The organism is Nocardiopsis sp. FIRDI 009 (assembly GCF_003386285.1).
Taxonomy (GTDB): domain Bacteria; phylum Actinomycetota; class Actinomycetes; order Streptosporangiales; family Streptosporangiaceae; genus Nocardiopsis.
This window is the reverse complement of the sequence record NZ_QPNC01000019.1, coordinates 108,545-122,776: the sequence shown is the minus strand read 5'-3', so window position 1 is coordinate 122,776 and position 14,232 is coordinate 108,545. Positions and strand designations below refer to the sequence as shown.

Here is a 14,232-nt window from a genome sequence, read left to right as displayed (position 1 = left end):
TCACATGTGCGGGGGCGGGATGAGGGTGACGTCCGTCGGGCCCCCGCCCCAGGAGGTGCGCCACCCCCGGTCGAGGGCCGCGTGCTCGAAACGGGACATACCGAGGTACGCGAAGGCGGCGGGGGCGTTGGGGACGAGCCCCGTGACGAAGCTCCGCACCACCCGGAGCGGGGTGCGACGGACATCGCTCGTCGTCAGGTCGCGGGTGAGGACGCGGTGCCCGTGGGCGGCCAGCCGCTGGTAGACGTCGTCCATCGACACGGCCGGGACGTCGGTGATCGGCCGGATCCCCAGGGCGGGCGCCGTGAAGCGGCGGGCCTCCCCGTGGACCCGGGGGTCGAGCCAGAGCTGGACGTGCGCGCCCAGGTCGACGACGTGCTCGCACTGGGCTCCGGCGGCGTCGAGATAGGTGGCGTCGGCGCGGAAGTCGAGGTAGAGGCCGCGGGCCATCAGGCCCTGCTCGACGGCACGGAAGACCCACCCGTCGGAGGTGGTGCAGCCCTGGGTGTAGACCCATGTGTGGACGGCTTCGAGGACGGCCTTGCGGGCGGCCCTGACCGGGTCGAGCGAGGCGGAGAACCCCGCGGCGTACAGGCCGCGTTCCCCGTCGTGCACGAGTGCGGCCACGGTGGGGGCGAACTCCGAGGGCATGGCTACCAGGGACACCTCCAGGGAGCTGCCGCGCAGGTCGTCGGCGAGTCCGGGAACGCTGACGGGGTCGATGCCGAAGGTGGGTCCGTCCAGGTGCCACCACAGTTCGAGGGCGTCGCGTTCGATGATCTCCAGGACCCCCCGGTCCCGCGCGTCGTCGACCCCCTGCCCGGTGGCGATCCCGGCGTAGTTCAGGTGGTGGACACGCGGCAGGTGCCGGAAGCGCGACTGCCTCCAGTTGAGGTAGACCAGCGAGGCCGGCATCCAGACCTCGGCGCCGTCGAGGTCGTCGCAGCGCGCCCAGAGGGTGGGGGTGTCCTCGGTGAGGGGCTGGTAGGGGAACCCGGGGCGGGTGTACTGCCACGGAGCGAACAGGGGCAGGTCGCCGAGGTCGATCGGGCTGCGGCCGGCGGCCAGCAGTTCCGCACGGGATCCGGTGCGCAGGTCGTCGTCGGCGAGGTCCGCGGGAAGCCAGTTCCCGCAGTAGCGCTCGATCCCTTCGGCGATCGCGGCGATCCTGGCCTGCTCGACGTCGTCGAACGACGTGCCCAGCGAGACGCGGTCGGCCGGCCACTCACCGAGCTGTCGGGCATCGGCGACGGCCGCGGTCAGTCCCAGGTAGGAGGCGGGGGCGCCGGTGGGGTGCGGCACGGCCCGCACGGAGCGGATGATGCCGCATTCGGGGTCGACGAGCGCCTCCACGGGCAGGGGGTGGTCGGCCCCGGCCGCATCGTCGTCGGCGGTCCCCGGGTGGTGCCGCCCGGTTGTGGGGAGGGTCACGGTGAGGTCCTTTCGTGGCGCCAGGCCCCTGACGCGGGATCGAGGGTCGACCGGGTGTGGGACACGGACGCGGCCGTGAGGATCTCGGTCCACTCCGCCGGGGCGCCGGGCAGTCCTTGGGCCGCCAGCCACGGGTCGATGATGTGAGTCAGTCCGCCCGCGGCCCTGATGGCGGACCGCGTGACCCGGTCGGTGACGCCGGCGGCCAGGCGGTGCCCCCAGGGGCCGCTGGCGAAATGGCTCGGGGCGCTCCACGCGCGCGCGAGCCGCCGGGCGTCGTCGTGGAAGAAGTCGTCGTCGCCGCTGATCACCAGGAGCGGCACGTCGATGTAGCCGTAGCGCGACGCCGGGTCCACCCGCTCCGCGCTCCACAGCCGCCGCCAGCCGGTCAACGCCGACGGCGACCAGCCCCAGTGCTCGGCGGCCTCGACGACGCCCCGCTCGCGTGCCTGTGCGACGCGTCGGTCGAGCTCGCCCGCGGGCAGCGGGGGTTGGGAGCGCCGGTGGCGTCCGTGTTCGTGCCACCATCCGATCCGGTGCGGGATCCGCGGGGAGCCCTGGGTGTCCCACGCGGTCTCGGCCAGTCCGAGGGCGGGGACGAGGGCGATGATCGCCGAGACGGGGTGCGCGCCGTCGCGTGTCACGGCACGGGCGGCTTCCAGCGCGGTGTGAGCGGCGTAGGAGGCGCCGAAGAGGACCAGCGGCAGCCCGTCGTACTCGTCGAGCAGGTGGGCGAGTACCCGTCCGCCGTCGTCCTCCTCGTGCGCGTAGGGGGACCAGGCTCCCGCTGACCGGTAGCGTCCGCGCACGTCCTGGACGAGGCAGTGGTAGCCGCGGGCGTTCCATGAGCGTGCCGTCGTCTCGTGCTGGCCTGCGTCGTAGGGGGTGCGGATCAGCACGAGCCCTTCCGGGTGCGCGCATTCCCAGATCCGCCCGCGCAGGACGGTGCCGTCGCCCACCCGGCAGAGGTGTTCGCGTCCGGGTTCTTCGGTCATACCCGCTGACGCGCCCCTCGGTCGATGGCGGACGGCGGGTCGTAGGCCAGGATCGGGTGCTCACTGACCGTGCCGGTAGCGGGGACCAGCTTCCACAGCGTGCTGCGGTAGCCCTCCAACGTGTCCGAGTCCTGTGCCCATGCCAGGGCGAGGGTGAGCAGTCGGCTGGTCAGCAGCGTGTGCGCGGCGGGCGAGGGGGGCGCGGCGGCCGCGGCCGCGCGCCGCCAGGCGTCGAGTTCGCGGGGAACCAGGCTCGCCGCCAGGCGTCGCCGGTACACCTGTTCGGCTCCGGGGTCGTCTCCGCTGAGGCAGATCGGATCGACGAAACTGTTCTCGCCCTCGCGGTAGGCGCGCAGCCAGGCGACGCCCTGGCTCGGCAGCGCGTCGAGCCGGTCCCATCCGACGCGCTCGCCGGGTGAGTCCGCGTACGCGACCACGAGCCCCCACGGCCAGGCGCCCTCGCTGGGGGGACCGGCCGCGCCACCGTTCTCGCGATCGTCGCCGGCCGTGCCGTCCACTGCGGCGAGCAGGGCCGCGCCGTCGGTGTGGCGGGTGACGGACGCGCCCCAGTCGGTCAGGGCGTCGGCCACCGCGTCGACGAGCGGACCGCCGCCGACCAGGGCGACCTCGCGCCGCGGGCCCGGCCAGCGGCGCTGTGCGTCCTCCTCCTCGCGCGCGGACATCCTCGCCCGAAGCGCCGCGGCGTACTCGGCGGCTTCCCCGGCACCGCCCGACGCACCTCCCAGGGCGTCCAGGAGACCGGGCGGCGGGGACACCAGACGGAGGAAGTGTCCGGAGGAGGTGCGTACGACATCGGTACGCCCGCCGTCGACGATGACGTGCGCGCCGGTCCCCGGCACGGGGACGGCGGATGGTTCTGGGGGCATGGCCGACCTCTCAGGCGGCCCGGTCGGGCAGCACGGGGCTGCCCGACCGGGTGGTTCTCACTGACTACGTCGCAGGGGGCGAGGGTCAGTCGAAGGGGTTCTCGACCAGCGCGTTGGAGTGCGTGGCCGACAGGTGCGCCAGCTGCTCGGACTCCTCGATCTCGGCGACGACGTCGAAGGGGTTCTCGACGAGCGCGTTGGAGTGCGTGGCGGAGAGGTGGGCGAGCTGCTCGGGCTCCTCGATCTCGGCGACGATCTTGTTGTCCATAGGGGATTCCTTTCTCAAGGCAGGACGTATCGGTCATCTGTGCCGACAGGTGTCCGCGGGAGCGAACGAGACTCACCATAATTGAAAACGGTTGTCATTTCCAATAGGCTGGCCCCATGAACTTCCAGGAGCTCCTCGTGGCCGACTACCGCGCGGGCCGCACCTACGCCGTCGCCGACGGCGCCGTGAAACCGCTCGGCGACGCCGTCCTCGCCGAGCACGCCGGGGTCCTCACGCTGCCCCGCCGTGGCGAGGGCGGCTCCGCACGGGCCTTCGTCGACGACCGCTCCGGTGCGCTCGTGGTCTCCGGGCCCCACGGGGAACGGCGCTTCCCCGTGGCCATCCCCGGTGAGCACCTCGCCTGCGACGCCTCGGGCCGCTACGTGGTGGTGACGACCGGACTGGGCGCGAACGCGGAGGCGTGGAGCGACGTCGTCACCCTCGTCGACCTGGAGCGGGGCGGGTCGGCACGGTTCCGCTCACGGGTCGGCGAGCCCGGGGCGATGATCGTCCCGGACCAGGCGGGCGGCGAACCGGCGGTCGTGCTGCGCCACCGGGAGCCCGGCGCGCTCGAGGCGCTTCCGCTCTCCCGGTGCCTCGACGTCGCCCCCCACGTGCCCCGGATCACCGGTGAGACCGTCCGCGAGATCGCCGACGACGGACACGGCGACGTCGTCGACCAGCGCACCGGCATCGCCGCGACCGCGACCAGCGAAGGACTGGAGCGTTTCGTCGTCGAGAACGGCGTCCCGCGCCTACTCGGCACCGTCGCCTGGCCCGTGCCCGGACGCGCCTACTACCTGCGCCTGGACCCGACCGCCGGCCGGGCGGTGGGCGTGGTCCGAGGCGGTCCGGCGTCCCCGGCGAAATGGACCGGGTGGACGAACCACCTGGTCGACATCGAGCTGTCCACCGGCCGGACGCGCTGCCTGGAGCTGCCTCGGGGACTGGCCTTCCGCTTCGCGCTCGGCGGCACCCGGGCCGCCGTCGCCACGATCCATCCCGACGGGGACGAGCTCACCGTCATCGAGCGGGCCGATCCGCTGATGGGCGTCCCGCACCGGATCCCGCTTCCCGCGATGTCGTGCCCGCCCTCCCCCGGGCACCTGCCCTGGGACCCCGTCGGCGACTCGACCGCGCAGCGGCGCTCCGTGGCCGTCGATCCCACCGGGACGACGGTCGCGGTGACCCGAGGGGGCGACGGCCAACTGCACCTGTTCCAGGACGGCGGACTCGACACCGTCGCCGTGCCCAGTCCCCTCGACGAGGGCGGGCACCTGCACTGGCACGGCGACGACGTCGACACCATCGGCCGGTGAGCGATGCACGACTCCCTCCCTCCCATCGTCCCCGCCATCGACACCGCGCTGGCGAAGTGGGAATGGCACGGCCGCCCGGGTCTGCCGGAGAACGGGTTCGCGCTCAGCCGACCGCCCGGACGCCGACGCCACGGAATCTATCGGGTGGACACCGGCTCCCCGGTGATCGAGCCCGAGGGGCACATCCTGCGCATGGCCCCCGCTCCGGACGGGCGCAGCATCTGCGTCCAACTGGCCGAGCGGGCGGACGAGGACGCCGCGCTGGGGCTGGTCGACACCGCCACCGGAGCCCTGCGGCTCTACCCGGAGGTTCGCTGCCGCTACGACCCCATGCTCTGGGCCGGTGACTCGTCCGGTGTCGAACTGGTCGCCGGCCAGTCCCACAGCCTCGTCCGCCTCGACGCGCGCACCGGTCGGCCGACGTCCTCGGCCGTGTCGCCGGACACCCGGCTCAGGCTCTTCCCCGGCGGCCGACGCGGACTGTTCGCCGAGAGCCGCCCGGGAAGCCCCAGCCGCCTCATCGACCGGGCCACCGGAATCGAGATCGGCGCGTTCGGCGCCATCGTCCGGGTCCTGCCCTGCGCCGACGGCGTCGTCGTCGACGAGGGCACCCGCCTGCGGTGCCTCGACCCGGGCAGCGGCGCCGAGAGGTGGCGCTGGGACGACCCGGACCTGCGAGTCACCTCCTTCGCCGCCCTCGGCCAGGACATCGTCGCCGTCGGCGCACGCGCCGGCCGCAGTGTCATCGTGCGACTCGTCCAGGGGGCGGTCGTGGCCGAACGGGAGGTCACGTATCGGGGCGCCCCGGCCGTCGCGACCGGCGTGAGCGCTGACGCCGGCCTGTTCCACGCCCTCGTCGAAGGCCCGTTCCTGCCCCCACGGGTCGTATCCGCCGAGGAGCTGCTGTCCGACCGGCCGACAGCGGCCTGCCGGAAGACTCCGGCACGCACCGAACGGCACGTCTTCACCGCCGAGGACGGCGCACGCGTCCCCGTCGTGGTCACCTCACCGGCCGACGCCCGCGGTCCCGCTCCGCTGATCCTCACCTGCTACGGCGGTTTCGGCGTGCCGAGTCTGCCGGCGTTCGAGCCGACCGTGCCGGCCTGGGTCGAGCAGGGTGGCCGGTACGCCATCGCCCAGGTCCGGGGCGGAGGCGAGCACGGTCCGGCCTGGCGGCGGGCCGGGTACGGCCTCGCCAAAGGCCGCGGTGTCGACGACCTCGCCGTCATCGCACGCGGCCTGGTCGAGGCAGGACTCACCCGGCCCGACCTGCTCGTCCTGGCGGGCTCCTCCCACGGCGGAGTCCTGGCCACCAGCTGCGCGCTCGGATCGCCGGACCTGTGCGCCGGGGTCGTCAGCACCGCGGCCCCACTCGACCTGCTCAACCTCGGTGCCCACCCGCTCGGACAGCGGTGGGCCGGTGAGTTCGGGGGCTCGGACTCCCCCGAGGGGATCGCACACCTGCGCCGGATCTCACCACTGCACCGTGCCCTGACCCTCGCCTCCGGCACCGCTCTCCCCCGCTTCCTCGGCATCGTGTTGGCGGAGGACTCCCGGGTGGTCGCCGACGACACCCTGGCGGTCGTCGACGCGCTGCGCCGGGTCGGGGGCGACGCCACCGTGTGGCGCGCCCCAGACACGGGTCACGGCGGCAACCACCTCGACAGCCTCCACCGTCTCGGGGCGACCGTCCTCAGCTTCGCCGCCGCCACCACCGGATCAGTACAGACCGCTCCGTCAACGACCTGAGAGAGCCCCCGACAGATGGCACGAGCAACGAACGAGAGACGCGTGTCGACTCCCCTCCCCCGCCTCCTGCCCCAGACGCGCCCCGCGGGAGCACCTCCCGGCGGCGCCGCGGGCCCGGCCGCCCCCGCGGCCGACGCCCGGCGGCGCGGCGTGCTCGCCGCCCGGATCCTCGTCCCGGTCCTGGCTCTCGCGCTGGTCGCGGTGGTGCTGCTGTCGACGAGCACCGGCACGATCGACGTGTCCCCTGCCGACGCCCTGCGTATCGTCATCGGCCACCTCGTGCCCGGGATGCCGTGGATGTCGGACGGGTCGTTGACGACGGTGCAGGACAACGCCGTCTGGCAGTTCCGGCTGCCCCGCGTGCTTCTGGCCGCGACCGCCGGTGCCGCGCTCGCCCTGGCCGGTGCGCTGATGCAGGCCGTGGTCCACAACTCCCTGGCCGAGCCCTACATCCTCGGCGTCTCCGCCGGCGCCGGGGTCGGCGCGGTCTCGTTCATCGTCCTGGGCGTGGGGGCCGGCTCCCTCGGGGTGGGGGGAGCGGCCTTCCTCGGCGCGCTCCTGGCCACCGCGGCCGTCTACGCCCTGGCCCACAAGAACGGGCGCATCGCGCCCCAGCGCCTCATCCTCGCGGGCGTCGCCCTCGGCTCCCTGTTCAGCGCCGTGACCAGCTACCTGACCATCACCACCGAGGCGCAGAACGTCTTCAGCATCATGTTCTTCCTGCTGGGTTCGGTCTCCGCCGCCACGATGGGCCACCTCGCCCTGCCCTCGGCGGCACTGCTCGTCGTGGGGCTCTACGCCGCCTTCCGCGCCCGGGCGCTCAACGCCCTCCTCGTCGGGGACGACGCGGCCGCGTCCCTGGGCGTCAACGTCAACCGGTTGCGCAGCGGCGCCCTCGTCGCCGCGGCCCTGCTGACCGGATCGGTCGTCGCGGTCTCCGGAGGCATCGGCTTCGTCGGGCTGATCATCCCCCATATCGCCCGCATCATCGTCGGTTCCGACCACCGCAGGATGCTCCCGGTCGCCCTGCTCGGCGGAGCGGTGTTCCTCGCCGCCTGCGACTTCCTGGCCAGGGTCCTCGCCGCTCCCGCGGAGATCCCCCTGGGCGTGCTCACCGCGATGGTCGGAGCACCGTTCTTCCTGTGGCTGCTGCGCCGCGACCGCGCCGACAGCGTGGGGGTGGGCCGATGAGAGTCGACGTCGAGAACCTCACCGCCCACCGCGGCGGACGGCCCGTCGTCACCGACGTGAGCGTCTCGGTGCCCTCGGGCACCGTGCTCGGGCTGCTCGGGCCCAACGGGAGCGGCAAGTCCACCCTGCTGCGCACCGTGGCGGGGCTCGCGACCCCCTCAGTCGGCCGCGTGTGCTTCGACGGCACCGACATCACCGCGTTGAAGCGCAAGGAGCTCGCCCGGCACGTGGCGGTGATGGCACAGGAGCACAGCGAGGAGTTCGAGATCGCCGTCCTCGACATGGTGCTGCTCGGGCGCATCCCGCACGGCCGCGGATACGGACGCGACTCCGACCGCGACATCGCCCTGGCGCGGGAGGCCCTCACCCGGGTCGGCGCCGCGCACCTGGAGGCCCGCCCGTTCTCGGCCCTGTCCGGTGGCGAGCGCCAGCGCGTGCTCTTCGCCCGCGCGCTCACCCAGGACACACCCGTGCTCGTCCTGGACGAGCCCACGAACCACCTCGACATCGCCCATCAGCTCGAACTCCTCGATCTGGTCAGAGCCACCGACCGCACCGTGGTGGTCGCCCTGCACGACCTGAACCTGGCCGCGCGCTCCTGCGACGCCATCGGCGTCCTGGCCGAGGGGCGCCTGCTCTCCCTCGGCGCCCCGGACGAGGTGCTCCACACCGACCTGGTCCGTTCGGTCTTCGGCGTCGAGTCGACAGCCGTCGCCCATCCGCGTTCCGGACGGCGGCATCTGCTCTTCGACGCCCGCAGCCCGCTGAAGCCGAACGATCACGACTCCCCGAACCCATCCATCACGACCCAGGAAGAAATCAGCACCCCATGACAGGCAATGCCACCCGGGCCGTGTCCCGGCGCCGTTCCCGCCCCCTCCCGACCGCACGCGCCGCCCTGGCCGTGCTACCGCTGGCGCTGACCGCCTGCGGTACCGGCGTCACCACCGACGCGGCGGACACCGGCGACTCCGGGCAGACCGTGACGGTCACGAACTGCGGACGGGAGCTGTCCTTCGACACCACTCCCAGCAGTGTCGTCGGACTGATGCCCTCGCAGACCGAACTGCTCATCCGCCTCGGTGTGCGGGACTCCATCGTCGGCCAGGCCCAGACCGAGGTCTCGGCACTGCCGGACGACATCGCCGACGAGGCCGCCGACATCCCGGTGCTCAGCGCGGACGCACCGCCGGCCCGCGAGGACCTGCTCGCCGTCACCCCCGACTTCGTGGTCTCCCCGACGGAGTACGAGTTCACGGCCGAACAGGGCTTCGCCAGCATCGAGCAACTGAACGAGAACGGAGCCCGGGCCTACGTCGCGACCGGTGGTTGCGCCGACCGCCGCAACACCGCGGAGGTCACCGACGTGCTGACGGACATCACCGACCTCGGCGCCATCCTGGACGTCCCCGCCGCGGCCGAGGAGCTCACACAGGACGTCGAGGAACGGCTGGCCGCCGTGGAGGACGCGATCGGCGACTCTCCGCGGCCCACCGTCGCGCAGGTCTACGTCGAGGGCAACTCGCTGTCGGCCATCGGCGCCGGCATCGAGGCGGACATCATCGAGACCGCCGGCGGCGACAACGTCTTCGACCCCGACGCGCCCGAGTTCGCCGACTTCTTCGCCGCCCAGATCAACCCTGAGGAGATCATCAGCCGCGCTCCCGAAGCCATCGTGTTCGGCGTGAGCGGACCCGAGCACGAAGAGCGGACCCGCGCGTACCTTCGCAGCACCTTCCCCGACGTCCCGGCCGTGCAGGACGATCTCCTCATCGCCGTCCCCGCGAGTGACCTGTACCCCGGTGCCCTGGGGAATGTCGACGCCGTGGAGACGATCGCCCGGCGGCTCTACCCGGACGCGCTCCAGACGGGCTGAAGGAGGGTTCACGAGGACTCCGAGCCCGCCGGGGCCGTTACGGGCGAGGCCGGGTAGCCGTCGCGCTCGCGGCCCCGAACCCCCGGCGTTCCGGGTCCGGTTCCTGTGCGGGCAGGTCAGCCACCATCGCGGCACCTGCCCGCACGTGGTCCCGTCAGGCCACCGGCCTCCGTCGAACCCGGTGCGCAACAGCTGCGACGGTTCCCGCGACGGCCGGACCCCGACCACGCCCCGCGCGACCGCGCACGGGGGCTTCGACACGAGTCCGACGACCTCCTCGACGGTCGCGGCTTCGATGGTGGAGGACTCATCGGTCAGACCTCCCGAGGAGCCGAGCCAGGTCCTCGGGTGAGGCGGGGTCGGCGGCGTCGTCGGGCAGCAGCCCGTGCGCGCGCAGCGCCCGCCCCACCAGGGGACCCCAGGCGGGGCGCAGCCGGGCCCGGGCCAGCAGGTCGGTGTCGCCCAGCACCTCCCCGGCCGGCCCCTCCGCCAGCACCGTCCGGTCCAGGACCAACGCCCGGTCCGCCCAGCCGTGCACCAGGTCCACGTCGTGCGTGGACACCACCAGCGTGGCGCCCCGGGCCCGCAACCCGTCCAGGGTCGACACCAGTTCGGCCACCCCCGCCGGGTCCAGCCCGGCCGTGGGCTCGTCCAGGATCAGCACGTCGGGGCGCATCGCCATCGCCCCGGCCAGCACCACCCGCTTGCGCTGGCCGTAGGAGAGCAGGTGGGTGGGCCGGTCGGCGAGCGCGGTGATGCCGAGCGCGGCCAACGCCCAGTCCACACGCTCGCGGACCCGGTCGGCGGGCAGGTCCAGGTTGAGGGGGCCGAACGACACGTCCTGGCCGACGGTGGCGGAGAACAACTGGTCGTCGGGGTCCTGGAAGACCATCTGCACGCGGCGGCGCAGACGGTCGCGTCCGCGTCGGCCGCGCGGCAGCGGGTCACCGTCCAGCAGCACCGTCCCCCGGGTGGGGGCCAGGCTGCCCGCCAGCAGCCGCAGCAGGGTGGTCTTACCGCCCCCGTTGGGGCCCAGCACCGCCAGCAGCCCGCCGGGGCGGACCCGCACGTCCACCCCGGCCACCGCCGGTCCGGTGTCCGCGTAGTCGTAGTGCAGGCCCTGCCCGGCCAGGACGGGCGGGACGTCGGGGCCGGGCGGCACGGGGTCCGCCGCCCTGGTCGCGCGGGGGTCGGGAGGTCGGGCACACATGCGTGTCTCCTGGGGGTCGTCGGCGGTCCCGCCGCTCACAGCAGGGCCGCGTGGGCGAGGGAGAGGGCTGCGACCAGCAGCGGTGGCGCGGCGGCCGCGGCCAGCTCCACCGGCCGGACCGGCTGTTCGGCGACCAGCACGGTGAGCCGCCCCGTGTACCCCCGGCAGGCCAGCCCCTCCTGGAGCCGCCGCGCCCGGTCGAGGGAGCGCACGAACAGCACCCCGCCCAGCGCCCCCGCCGAGCGGACCCCGGCCCGCCGGGAGTGGTAGCCGAGCCGCCCCGCCTGGCCGGAGGCGACCCGTTGGGCGGTCCGCAGCAGCACCATCAGCATCTGGTAGGTGAGGGCGACCACCTCGACCAGGGCGGTGGGCAGGCGGGTCCGGGCCAGTCGGGCGAGCAGGTCGGCCACGGGGGTGGTCAGCACGAACAGGAGCTGGGTGCCCACCGCCGCGGACGCCCGCGCCGCGACCTCGGCGGCCCGGGCCGCCCCGCCCTCGGCCCAGGCCAACGTCTCCGGGCCGCCCACCGTGACCAGGAGCGGAGCCGCGCTGGTGACGACGAACAGCAGCGGGGCGGCCGCGACGCGTACCAGCAACCCCGGGGGGACGCGGGCCGCGGTGGCGGCGGCCAGGGTGGCCACCGCCACCAGAGCGGCTCCCGGCCACGGCGGCAGCAGCAGGGCGCACGCCAGCAGCCCTCCGCAGAGGACCCCCTTGACGGCGGGGTGGTACCGCCGCCACCGGCTCCGGTAGGCGGCGGTGTCGATCGGCGTCACGGGGGTCAGCCGTCGGAGGCGTCGCCGCTCGGCTCCGGGCCGGAGGGGCCGCCGGCGGCGACGGCGGAGCCCTCCTCGGACCGCGACCGGGACCGCGTGCGGGCCACCCCGAGCGCGTAGCCGACGATCCCGGCGCCGATCGCCGCCTGGAGGGCGAACAGCCCGGACTCGACCTCCCCCGAGGGCAGCTCGACCACGGGCGACAGCCACGGCTCGTACTCCGGGTTCAGCTCGTTGACCAGGCTCTCGGCCTGACCGTCGGCTCCGGCGAACGGCTCCTCCAGGTGGTCGGCGGCCCCCGTCAGCAGCGGCAGGACCGCCACGACGGCCACGGCGGCCAGGAGCGCCCAGGTCACCCAGGCGCGGGGCTTGGTCCGCTCGCTCATTCGGTGCTTCCCTTCTCCCGGTCCTCGGCGGTGGTGGCGGTCGTGGTCGCGGTCCGCGTCCCGGACGGGGGCGCGGCGGACGGGCGCAGGACCCCGAGCCGGACCAGGTCGCCGCGGCTCACCGAGGTGAGGATCCGGACCACCGCCACGGTGATCAGACCCTCGATGACCGCGATCGGGATCTGGGTGAGGGAGAAGATCGTCGCGTACTTGACGAACGCCCCGACGATCCCGCCCTCCGGGTCCGGGTGCGCCAGGGCGAGCTGGAGGCTGGTGACGGTGTAGGTGCCCAGGCTGGCCGAGAACGCGGCCGCGAACACCGACGCCGACAGCGACAGCCCCTCGGACGACCGGGCGGTGAGCGAACGCACGAGCCGGAACGCTCCGTAGGCCACCCACGGGCCGACCACCGCGAGTGAGAAGGCGTTGGCGCCGAGGGTGGACAGGCCGCCGTGGGCGAGCAGCAGCGCCTGGAAGAGCAGGGTGATCGTGCCCAGGACCGCCATCACCGGTGGTCGGAAGAGCACCGCGCCCAGGCCGACCCCCACCGGGTGGGAGCTGGTCCCGGTCGCCGAGGGGATCTTCAGCGCGGACAGGACGAAGCAGAACGCTCCGGCGGCGCCGAGCAGGAGTTTGGTGTCGGGGTTGGCGCGGACCTCGCGGGTGAGTGAGCGGACGCCGTGGACGACGAACGGCGCCGCGGCCGCCGTCCAGGCGGCGGCGTGCAGTGGGGGCAGCAGCCCTTCGGGTATGTGCATGTGTGGGGGACCAATCTCCAGCACCTCGTGGACGGTCATCGGTGCCGTGGCCGGTCTCCTGGCTGCCGGGTCACCGCCCCCGCGTCCGCCTTCCCAGATCCGCACCCGTGAGGGCGCCTCCCCAGTGGCGTGTGGCCGCGCCGCCGGACGGATCCGGTCGGCGCGGGACGCGAGGGCTTCCCGTACACAGTGGCGAGGGCCGCGCCGGACTCACACCGGACTTCCCGAACACCACGGCATCCCGAAAGTATGCCCCGGCCGGGGGTTTGGCAATAAGCGCGGGGAGACGGATCCGTCCCGGCCGCCGCCGAACGGCCCCGCCCGCCGCCTGGGAGCACCCCGCTGGCCTGGGGGTCCTCCCGCCCAGCGGCCACCGGAGGAGACCTTCGCGCGGTACTAGGCTGCTGTTGGACGGAACGCGTCCCGTGAGCAGGGAGGGGTTCGGGTGCGGTGGAGCGCCACCCCGGAGGATCTGGTCCGCGCGGTACGGGCGGCGGGCGTGGGCGACGAGCGCGTACTCGCCGCGTTCGGTGAGGTCCCGCGTGCCCGCTTCGTCCCCGCCGAACACCGGGCGGAGGCCTACGAGGACCGGCCGCTGCCCATCGGGCACGGGCAGGTGACCACGCAGCCGTCCCTGTCGGCCGCGATGATCGAGGCCCTGCGGCTGACCGGGGACGAACACGTGCTGGAGGTCGGGACGGGCTACGGGTTCCAGACCGCCCTGCTGTCCCGGCTGGCGGCGCGGGTGGTGAGCGTCGACCTGTGGCCCGAGATGGTCGAACGCGTCCGGGCCAGGCTCGGCGGCCTGGGGGTGACCAACGTCGTGCTGCGCGTGGGCGACGGGACCCTGGGCGCGCCCGACGAGGCGCCCTTCGACGCCGTCCTGGTCTCGGCCGCCCACCCGCGGGTGCCCCCACCGCTCGTCGGGCAGCTGGCGGTGGGCGGGCGCCTGGTGCAGCCGATCGGCCCCGGCGGGGACGAGGACGTGGTGCTGTTCGAGCGCGCCGAGCGGGGCCTGGAACGCCGCGCCTCGGTGATCCGTGCGAGGTTCGTCCGCCTGCACGGAGAGCACGGCTACCCGCTCCCGGAGGGGTGGGAGGGCCCGTGAGTGCCCCGCGCTCCCGTCAGGGCGAAGGGGCCTGGAGCGGCTCCGGGGAGGGCGCGGTACCCTCGTCGGGCCAGTCGTTTCTCCACCTCGTGGGGCAGGGAATCCGGTGGGAGTCCGGAACTGACGCGCAGCGGTGAGGGTGACGGGCGGGCACGTCCCGGGGACTCGGTCTCCCGGGACAGCCACTGGAGCCCCGCTCCGGGAAGGCGCTCCGCTCCGGTCGAACCCGAGTCCGAAGACCTGCTGGCACTGGCGGTGAAGGGCCGCCAGGTCATCCG

The 14,232-nt window shown here is 74.1% G+C and carries 14 protein-coding genes and 2 riboswitches; of the genes, 6 read left to right on the top strand and 8 right to left on the bottom strand.

Features of this window, described 5'->3' with window-relative positions; all coding sequences use genetic code 11:
• From DVR05_RS16765 to amiA, 4 genes are all read right to left on the bottom strand, one after another.
• Positions 1 to 1,431 (bottom strand): YcaO-like family protein, encoded by a 1,431-nt coding sequence (locus DVR05_RS16765; RefSeq protein WP_116246828.1) that lies wholly within the window; start codon positions 1,429 to 1,431, stop codon positions 1 to 3.
• A complete protein-coding gene (locus DVR05_RS16760; protein ID WP_116246827.1) occupies positions 1,428 to 2,426 on the bottom strand; it encodes a CocE/NonD family hydrolase in 999 nt (332 codons plus the stop codon). Before DVR05_RS16760 ends, DVR05_RS16765 begins: the two co-directional genes overlap by 4 nt.
• Positions 2,423 to 3,313 (bottom strand): hypothetical protein, encoded by an 891-nt coding sequence (locus DVR05_RS16755; protein WP_116246826.1) that lies wholly within the window; start codon positions 3,311 to 3,313, stop codon positions 2,423 to 2,425. Before DVR05_RS16755 ends, DVR05_RS16760 begins: the two co-directional genes overlap by 4 nt.
• 85 nt (positions 3,314 to 3,398) lie before the next feature.
• Complete coding sequence (gene amiA / locus DVR05_RS16750) at positions 3,399 to 3,581, bottom strand: streptamidine family RiPP (RefSeq protein ID WP_017598926.1); 183 nt, start codon at positions 3,579 to 3,581, stop codon at positions 3,399 to 3,401.
• A 116-nt stretch (positions 3,582 to 3,697) separates the two neighbouring features.
• On the opposite strand from amiA, the gene DVR05_RS16745 reads away from it, so the two are divergent.
• The 5 genes from DVR05_RS16745 (at position 3,698) to DVR05_RS16725 (ending at position 9,716) form a co-directional block, all read left to right on the top strand.
• A complete protein-coding gene (locus DVR05_RS16745) occupies positions 3,698 to 4,900 on the top strand; it encodes a hypothetical protein (RefSeq protein WP_116246825.1) in 1,203 nt (400 codons plus the stop codon).
• A gap of 3 nt (positions 4,901 to 4,903) precedes the next feature.
• Positions 4,904 to 6,649, top strand: a complete 1,746-nt coding sequence (locus DVR05_RS16740; RefSeq protein ID WP_116246824.1) for a prolyl oligopeptidase family serine peptidase — start codon at positions 4,904 to 4,906, stop codon at positions 6,647 to 6,649.
• A 165-nt stretch (positions 6,650 to 6,814) separates the two neighbouring features.
• Entirely contained in the window at positions 6,815 to 7,840 is a 1,026-nt protein-coding gene (locus DVR05_RS16735) for an iron ABC transporter permease (RefSeq protein ID WP_116247057.1), read from the top strand.
• A complete protein-coding gene (locus DVR05_RS16730; RefSeq protein WP_116246823.1) occupies positions 7,837 to 8,673 on the top strand; it encodes an ABC transporter ATP-binding protein in 837 nt (278 codons plus the stop codon). The genes DVR05_RS16735 and DVR05_RS16730 overlap by 4 nt, the downstream gene beginning before the upstream one ends.
• Positions 8,670 to 9,716 (top strand): ABC transporter substrate-binding protein, encoded by a 1,047-nt coding sequence (locus DVR05_RS16725; protein WP_232832185.1) that lies wholly within the window; start codon positions 8,670 to 8,672, stop codon positions 9,714 to 9,716. Before DVR05_RS16730 ends, DVR05_RS16725 begins: the two co-directional genes overlap by 4 nt.
• Before the next feature lie 307 nt (positions 9,717 to 10,023).
• On the opposite strand, the gene DVR05_RS16720 is transcribed toward DVR05_RS16725, so the two are convergent.
• The 4 genes from DVR05_RS16720 to DVR05_RS16705 are packed head-to-tail and all read right to left on the bottom strand — an operon-like array spanning position 10,024 to position 12,846.
• Complete coding sequence (locus DVR05_RS16720; protein ID WP_116246822.1) at positions 10,024 to 10,926, bottom strand: energy-coupling factor ABC transporter ATP-binding protein; 903 nt, start codon at positions 10,924 to 10,926, stop codon at positions 10,024 to 10,026.
• A 35-nt stretch (positions 10,927 to 10,961) separates the two neighbouring features.
• A complete protein-coding gene (gene cbiQ / locus DVR05_RS16715) occupies positions 10,962 to 11,702 on the bottom strand; it encodes a cobalt ECF transporter T component CbiQ (protein WP_116246821.1) in 741 nt (246 codons plus the stop codon).
• 5 nt (positions 11,703 to 11,707) lie between these two features.
• Entirely contained in the window at positions 11,708 to 12,088 is a 381-nt protein-coding gene (locus DVR05_RS16710; RefSeq protein ID WP_116246820.1) for an energy-coupling factor ABC transporter substrate-binding protein, read from the bottom strand.
• Positions 12,085 to 12,846 (bottom strand): energy-coupling factor ABC transporter permease, encoded by a 762-nt coding sequence (locus DVR05_RS16705; protein WP_116247055.1) that lies wholly within the window; start codon positions 12,844 to 12,846, stop codon positions 12,085 to 12,087. The genes DVR05_RS16710 and DVR05_RS16705 overlap by 4 nt, the downstream gene beginning before the upstream one ends.
• Positions 12,847 to 12,876: 30 nt before the next feature.
• A riboswitch (cobalamin riboswitch) is annotated at positions 12,877 to 13,097 on the bottom strand.
• A 194-nt stretch (positions 13,098 to 13,291) separates the two neighbouring features.
• On the opposite strand from DVR05_RS16705, the gene DVR05_RS16700 reads away from it, so the two are divergent.
• Entirely contained in the window at positions 13,292 to 13,954 is a 663-nt protein-coding gene (locus DVR05_RS16700; protein WP_116246819.1) for a protein-L-isoaspartate(D-aspartate) O-methyltransferase, read from the top strand.
• Between the two features lie 54 nt (positions 13,955 to 14,008).
• A riboswitch (cobalamin riboswitch) is annotated at positions 14,009 to 14,217 on the top strand.
• Positions 14,218 to 14,232: the final 15 nt, after the last annotated feature.

Bases quoted from the DNA above. Each gene is read 5' to 3' on its own strand.
- DVR05_RS16760 (WP_116246827.1), bottom strand. From the start codon at position 2,426: ATGACCGAAGAACCCGGACGCGAACACCTCTGCCGGGTGGGCGACGGC.
- DVR05_RS16755 (WP_116246826.1), bottom strand. From the start codon at position 3,313: ATGCCCCCAGAACCATCCGCCGTCCCCGTGCCGGGGACCGGCGCGCAC.
- amiA (WP_017598926.1), bottom strand. From the start codon at position 3,581: ATGGACAACAAGATCGTCGCCGAGATCGAGGAGCCCGAGCAGCTCGCC.
- DVR05_RS16745 (WP_116246825.1), top strand. From the start codon at position 3,698: ATGAACTTCCAGGAGCTCCTCGTGGCCGACTACCGCGCGGGCCGCACC.
- DVR05_RS16740 (WP_116246824.1), top strand. From the start codon at position 4,904: ATGCACGACTCCCTCCCTCCCATCGTCCCCGCCATCGACACCGCGCTG.
- DVR05_RS16730 (WP_116246823.1), top strand. From the start codon at position 7,837: ATGAGAGTCGACGTCGAGAACCTCACCGCCCACCGCGGCGGACGGCCC.
- DVR05_RS16725 (WP_232832185.1), top strand. From the start codon at position 8,670: ATGACAGGCAATGCCACCCGGGCCGTGTCCCGGCGCCGTTCCCGCCCC.
- DVR05_RS16720 (WP_116246822.1), bottom strand. From the start codon at position 10,926: ATGTGTGCCCGACCTCCCGACCCCCGCGCGACCAGGGCGGCGGACCCC.
- DVR05_RS16710 (WP_116246820.1), bottom strand. From the start codon at position 12,088: ATGAGCGAGCGGACCAAGCCCCGCGCCTGGGTGACCTGGGCGCTCCTG.
- DVR05_RS16705 (WP_116247055.1), bottom strand. From the start codon at position 12,846: ATGCACATACCCGAAGGGCTGCTGCCCCCACTGCACGCCGCCGCCTGG.